Raw genomic sequence first — 4,996 nt, 5'->3', positions numbered from 1 at the left:
AGACGATCCTGCAGCGGGAGGGGCATATTGTTTTCCCGGGCGGCTTCCAGGTCTTTCGCGTTGGCAGCAAGAATCCGATCGGTACTGGCGATCAGACGATTGGCCGCATCGAGCAGCACCTGGTTTTTTGTATTGGTATCGAGGGTATTCAGCATTCCGGCGGCGCGGTGCGCCTTTTCGCCGAGTTCATTCATCCAGTCTGTCATTCGAGTTCCTCCAGAAGATCATCAAAGCCCAGTCCGGAAACCGGGTTAGCGGCGAAGAACGTGCCAAGCGGTTCTCCGGCCACAAGATGTTCGATAATTCGAAAGTCTTTCGCGTTCGCAATAATCATGTCGCAGCCGATGGCGCCTGCAATCCGTGCCGCGTGAATTTTGGTCGTCATTCCGCCAGTACCTACTCCGCTTGAGGGGCCTTTGGCCAGCTGGCAGATTTCCTCATTCAGTTCGGCTACCTCGTCAATGAAACGGGCGTCTGGATTTCTGGACGGATCGTCGGTATACAGCCCGTCGATATCGGAAAGCAGGACGAGCAGATCGGCTTTAACCAGCGCCGCTACAAGCGCGGAAAGCGAGTCGTTGTCGCCGATTTCAATTTCATCGGTCGCAATCGTATCGTTTTCGTTCACGATCGGAATGACGCCGAGATCAAACAGTTCTTCAAACGTATTTTTTGCGTTAAAGCGGTCTTTTTCATAGCGCATTGTGTGCTTGGTCAGAAGCAGCTGGCCGCAGTTCAGACCGTATTCCGCAAATATTTTCTGATACAGCATCATCAGCCGTGCCTGACCGACAGCGGCACAGGCTTGCTTGCGGGAAACCGAATGCGGCCGCTTGGGCAGACCGAGATACTGGGAGCCGACCATGATGGCTCCCGAAGAAACTAAGACGACATCGTAGCCGGCATTGTGCAAAGAGCAGACCTGCCGGACGAGAACGTCAAGCTTATCAAAATTTAATCGGCCGGTCTCTGGGTAAGTCAGAGAAGAAGAGCCGACTTTCACAACAATTCGTTTCGCGTCTTTTACGCGGGTTCTTAAAGATGACATGCGTTTATTGTATCCAAGTTCTAAGATGAGGCCTGAAATTTTTCAGACTTTTGAAAATTTTGGCGCCTTTTTCTTTCACTGCAGCGAAAAACCGACAGCTGCTCACAGACCGAGGCAAGGATGGACATTAAAACACGAAAAGGATGGTTTCAAGCCGCATGCTTTTATGCCCGCAACAGGACGGGTGCAGTTTTCCTTTAGTCCTTGTCCAATGTCATTAAGTTAAAATCGTAAACCTCGCTGAAGTTCCTGCACCAGAGGAGTAGAGGGATTGTTCTAAGAAGAGGAAGCATGACGAAAAGGATAATTTTTTCGTGTTCAAAAAAATCACCTGATCGTCAATTAGTGTTTTATCAAACTGTTCTACCTATATCTTTGCCTTTTCCTTTTACCTTCGCGGTCGACCAGGGCGAACAGATTCTGTCTTTCGTTCCAGAAGTTTAACAAGCCCTGCTCCGGTATACGCTCCTTCATTCCAGAAGAACGATCGAGTTGCAGCCGTAAGAAAGGTAAAGTCGATTTTTCGTTCAGCCTTCCGTTTCACAGCCCGTTCCAGCTGAAGGCGAATCTTCTTCCTTTTTTCAACGTGATTACGAATTCTCGAATTCATGTTGTAAATGGTCCTCTTGGCGTAGACCTCTCCAATGACCAGTTCTTTCTTCCTGCCATGAATATGTTCCAGGCCCAGCTCTCTTTTGAGGTCTCTGAAACTGATTTCGATCTGCCAGCGCAGCCGGTAGATTTCCTTCAGATCATCCGTGCTGAAGGAATCAGCAGAGAGGTTGGTAAAGAGTGTAATAAAGGACTCTTTTTCCCCGCATTTAACCTTAAATCTGACTGCTCTTCCATGGAGGGGCAGCTCCGTTACACCGTTTGAAAACTCAGGGTGTTTTGGATAAGAAGAAATGTACTTGTATGTATCCCAGTTTTCCTTAACTTTCTTATTGTTCTTGGAAGTTAAAGTTACATCAAACGGAATGTCATACTCTTCGGTTTCCGGTGTGGGATGGGTATGTCAAAAATTTTGTCCTCGATATCTGAAATATCCCGGCTGCCTTTAGGAACTGCCTGTGGTTCGAATGTACCAAGGCGATCACGAGGAATACGCAGATCCAGTTCGCCCTGAGAAGACCTTACCGTCTTCTCAGAATAGCCGTTGCGCCGGTTGTCCGTCGATTTAGGAGCATGCGATCCGCTGGTATAGCCGAGATGCGAGTCAAGTTCTCCCTGGAGCATCTGTTCAAGGACAGGGCCAAAGATTTCCTTGATGAGGTCTGAGGCTTCTTTAAACGTCTTAGGTTTGTATTTCTTAACGATGGTTGAAGCAATCTGTTTCTGAAGGGCTGGTGCAGCTTTAGCTTTACGTGGCATAAGTGGTCTCCTTGTATAAATTTGTCAGGCTCAAGCTGATTGTATCAGCCTGATGCCTTGATGGAATTTACACAAAAGACCTTACACTCTCGCTTCCGATCTCTCCTGCATTGCCTCTTTCTGGGCCTTCTCATAGTCGAAAAGCTTTTTAACGCTTGTATAGACCAGATGGCCATTCTTCTTGCAGAAGCCTGCACGATTTGTATCGAATGCGTTCTGCGCACTCCAGTAGTAGCGGTCCGCCATCTGCAGACGATGCGCACGGCATAAAAGGCGGTACTCCCGCAGATCGAGCAGGAGCACCTGTTCAATAGACTTAAAACCGAAATAGCGAAAACAGTCTACGGCAATCGAGTCCGTCAGCTCTTTCAGGCTTTTGGGACCGGACTGTTCAGAAGGCCGAGTTTCTTCAGCTTTCCTTTGCAGACATTCGCTGTCGATAAAAAATCGATCACTTCCGATCCGAGTTTCTCCAGATCGACTTCGCCTTCTTCGAACCATTCCGTCAGTTCGTCCTTGTTCAGACGCGGGGTCTGCCTGATGTTCAGTGCCATGATTGTGTCGATCAGCACGCGCACATCGCCCATGTTGCGGATGGAAATGACCGCATTGGCCAGACCCATTTCAATCTTTTCGCCGTCAATCGTGCGAACTTTGGTCTTCTCGATTTCATTCAGAAAGGCGATAGACGCCTTGAGCGGATAGAGCGTTCCTCTGACATTAATTTCCATGATTTACGCCCTCTATTCCGTTACTTTTGCAGTATCTTCGAACAGATACTGGACGATATCTTTCTGCTCCTGCGTGAGCGTTACGTAGCCTTTGACGCCCATTCCATTGATTGAGTAGGTCTGCGAAAGCTCCGCAAAATCTTCGGCGCTGGCGGACAGCTCCAGGCTGGTCAGATAGCCCTGATGATAGCGGGCCTTGTACTTGTCGGCATTGTCATCGGTTCCTTTTTCCGAAACGTTCACTTCCCAGATCTCCATCAGTTCTCCGGACTCCATGGCCTCCTCGAGGTCGTCGTGAACTCCGTCACCTTCGGTCACCAGAGAGGTCAGCGAGATCTCTACCTCGCCGGCTCCTGGCACGCGAATCGTTCCGTCTTTGGTTGCGACGCTGTCTGCGTCTTTGGACATGGTGCGGCTGCCTTCTGTCTGGAAAGCGACTGTTTTGGCGGTTTCCTGCGTTCTTTTGGAATAGCGGCGGATCAGATAGAAAATCTTTTTTCCTTTTACGGGTTCCGCGGTTTCCGCGAAACGTTGAAGATCAAAGCTGTTCATTGTTTCTCCTCCTGTAGTGTTTGAATTCGAGGGAAAGAATTCCCTTGTAGAGCGGCTGACTTGTCGTGTAGTCCGGCATGTACTCGAGAGTGCAGGCCGAAAGACACCAGTTGTAGTTGTCGGTTCGATCCAGTGCCCGGGCAATCTGCCGGACAGAAAAAAGCAGGGAATCCACTGTTCCCCGCTGTGTCGGGTCATTGTGCCAGACATCAATCGAAATGGCCGTCTGGCCAAAATATACGCCTTTCATCCTGAAGTCTTCGATCTCATACGTTCCGTTGAGGTAGATGAACGGGTACGGCGTTTCTTCCGGCGGAAGAAAGGAATCGTAGACCATTCCCGGATACGCTTTTCGCAGAGCGACAAGCAGGGCGCCAAACAGTTCCTGTCCTGGATTCATCTGGCAATCTCCTTCTTGAGATCCCGCAGAAACTGCGGCTTCTGGGCATCAAAGGCGGGCTTCACGTACGGCTGCTTCTCCATGAATCTGGTCCCTTTTTCAACGTATTCCGCGTATTCTGTACCCGCACGTACTACAGCTGCCATCCCGTCTTCTTCGATCGATACCGCGATCGACCGGCGCAGCTGTCCATGAGCGCCATGCGGATTTGTCTTTTCAGTAGATACCGGAGCCTTTCGCTGAGCCTTTTCGGTCAGTTCCGCCGCGTTGACGCGAACGATTTTCTGAATTGCTGCAGGATTCGCTTTCGCGATCATTTTCTTCTGCATCTTGCTGAGCCCTGTAATGGATACATTCAGTTTCATCTGGGTACCGCAGAAACGATAAGCGTTTCCTTGGTCCGCAGCTTTCGCCGGTAGTCCGCTTTATATCGACGGCCGTTTACGTCAATGCGGTCGAACGGCTGATCAATGTGATTCTGCAGATGAATGGTCAGGCTTCCCTGCCTAAGGCTTCCGTACACGAGCTTAACCATCTCTGCACGAGTATCCATGACGGACGCATACAGCGACGTTTTTGTCTCCGTTGCTCCGTCATAGTTGCCCGTTTCCGGATTGAATTCGCCCGGATCCAGCCGAACCAGCTCGATTTTCGTGTCGTATCTCATAAGAATCGAAGCCTCCGCACGGGCGCTTCATGGTTTGATTTCCACGCTTGAATGTCGTCCATGAAATCCGCAAAGTCATTTTCCTTAAAGGAAATGCTTTCGCCTTCCACGTTGTGGCTCTGCATTCCTTCAGATCCGATCCGGTTAAAGCGCCGCACAGACGCCTCAACGACGATGTAGTTCATCTCTTTGGGTACGCTGTCCGTTCCAAGCAAAGAGGCCAGGCG

10 protein-coding genes and 1 pseudogene are annotated in these 4,996 nt (G+C 49.9%); all 11 read right to left on the bottom strand.

The features are described from left to right. A pseudogene (proA, locus tag ACLUYS_RS09335) lies at window positions 1–206 on the bottom strand (gamma-glutamyl-phosphate reductase); the annotation flags it as partial. After that, the gene (proB, locus tag ACLUYS_RS09330; protein WP_230268132.1) at window positions 203–1,048 is read right to left on the bottom strand and encodes a glutamate 5-kinase; all 846 of its coding nucleotides are present in this window, start codon (window positions 1,046–1,048) and stop codon (window positions 203–205) included. The gene proB and the pseudogene proA, both read right to left, overlap by 4 nt. Window positions 1,049–1,436: 388 nt before the next feature. After that, window positions 1,437–1,955: a transposase gene (locus tag ACLUYS_RS09325; protein ID WP_412659698.1), complete on the bottom strand. Its 519-nt coding sequence runs from the start codon at window positions 1,953–1,955 to the stop codon at window positions 1,437–1,439. 56 nt (window positions 1,956–2,011) lie between these two features. Further along, on the bottom strand, window positions 2,012–2,419 hold the full coding sequence (locus ACLUYS_RS09320; protein ID WP_412659696.1) for a transposase: 408 nt from the start codon (window positions 2,417–2,419) through the stop codon (window positions 2,012–2,014). 81 nt (window positions 2,420–2,500) lie between these two features. Further along, window positions 2,501–2,722: a hypothetical protein gene (locus tag ACLUYS_RS09315; protein WP_412659694.1), complete on the bottom strand. Its 222-nt coding sequence runs from the start codon at window positions 2,720–2,722 to the stop codon at window positions 2,501–2,503. 65 nt (window positions 2,723–2,787) lie between these two features. After that, the gene (locus tag ACLUYS_RS09310; protein WP_412659692.1) at window positions 2,788–3,150 is read right to left on the bottom strand and encodes a tail assembly chaperone; all 363 of its coding nucleotides are present in this window, start codon (window positions 3,148–3,150) and stop codon (window positions 2,788–2,790) included. Window positions 3,151–3,162: 12 nt separating this feature from the next. Next, complete coding sequence (locus ACLUYS_RS09305) at window positions 3,163–3,702, bottom strand: phage major tail protein, TP901-1 family (protein WP_412659690.1); 540 nt, start codon at window positions 3,700–3,702, stop codon at window positions 3,163–3,165. Next, window positions 3,689–4,102, bottom strand: a complete 414-nt coding sequence (locus ACLUYS_RS09300; RefSeq protein ID WP_412659688.1) for a hypothetical protein — start codon at window positions 4,100–4,102, stop codon at window positions 3,689–3,691. Before ACLUYS_RS09300 ends, ACLUYS_RS09305 begins: the two co-directional genes overlap by 14 nt. Continuing rightward, on the bottom strand, window positions 4,099–4,467 hold the full coding sequence (locus ACLUYS_RS09295) for an HK97-gp10 family putative phage morphogenesis protein (protein ID WP_412659687.1): 369 nt from the start codon (window positions 4,465–4,467) through the stop codon (window positions 4,099–4,101). Before ACLUYS_RS09295 ends, ACLUYS_RS09300 begins: the two co-directional genes overlap by 4 nt. Further along, window positions 4,464–4,769 carry a hypothetical protein gene (locus ACLUYS_RS09290; protein ID WP_412659686.1) on the bottom strand — a complete coding sequence of 102 codons (306 nt, stop codon included), beginning with the start codon at window positions 4,767–4,769 and terminating at the stop codon, window positions 4,464–4,466. Before ACLUYS_RS09290 ends, ACLUYS_RS09295 begins: the two co-directional genes overlap by 4 nt. After that, the coding region (locus ACLUYS_RS09285) for a phage head-tail connector protein (protein WP_412659685.1) at window positions 4,766–4,996 on the bottom strand (231 nt) is incomplete at its 5' end. The genes ACLUYS_RS09285 and ACLUYS_RS09290, both read right to left, overlap by 4 nt.

Source organism: Allobaculum sp. (genome assembly GCF_047010065.1).
Lineage (GTDB): Bacteria > Bacillota_I > Bacilli_A > Erysipelotrichales > Erysipelotrichaceae > Allobaculum > Allobaculum fili.
Note: the sequence above shows the minus strand (reverse complement) of the source record. Positions and strands in the feature narration are given on the sequence as shown.

Bases quoted from the DNA above. Each gene is read 5' to 3' on its own strand.
- proB (WP_230268132.1), bottom strand. From the start codon at position 1,048: ATGTCATCTTTAAGAACCCGCGTAAAAGACGCGAAACGAATTGTTGTG.
- ACLUYS_RS09320 (WP_412659696.1), bottom strand. From the start codon at position 2,419: ATGCCACGTAAAGCTAAAGCTGCACCAGCCCTTCAGAAACAGATTGCT.
- ACLUYS_RS09310 (WP_412659692.1), bottom strand. From the start codon at position 3,150: ATGGAAATTAATGTCAGAGGAACGCTCTATCCGCTCAAGGCGTCTATC.
- ACLUYS_RS09305 (WP_412659690.1), bottom strand. From the start codon at position 3,702: ATGAACAGCTTTGATCTTCAACGTTTCGCGGAAACCGCGGAACCCGTA.
- ACLUYS_RS09300 (WP_412659688.1), bottom strand. From the start codon at position 4,102: ATGAATCCAGGACAGGAACTGTTTGGCGCCCTGCTTGTCGCTCTGCGA.
- ACLUYS_RS09295 (WP_412659687.1), bottom strand. From the start codon at position 4,467: ATGAAACTGAATGTATCCATTACAGGGCTCAGCAAGATGCAGAAGAAA.
- ACLUYS_RS09290 (WP_412659686.1), bottom strand. From the start codon at position 4,769: ATGAGATACGACACGAAAATCGAGCTGGTTCGGCTGGATCCGGGCGAA.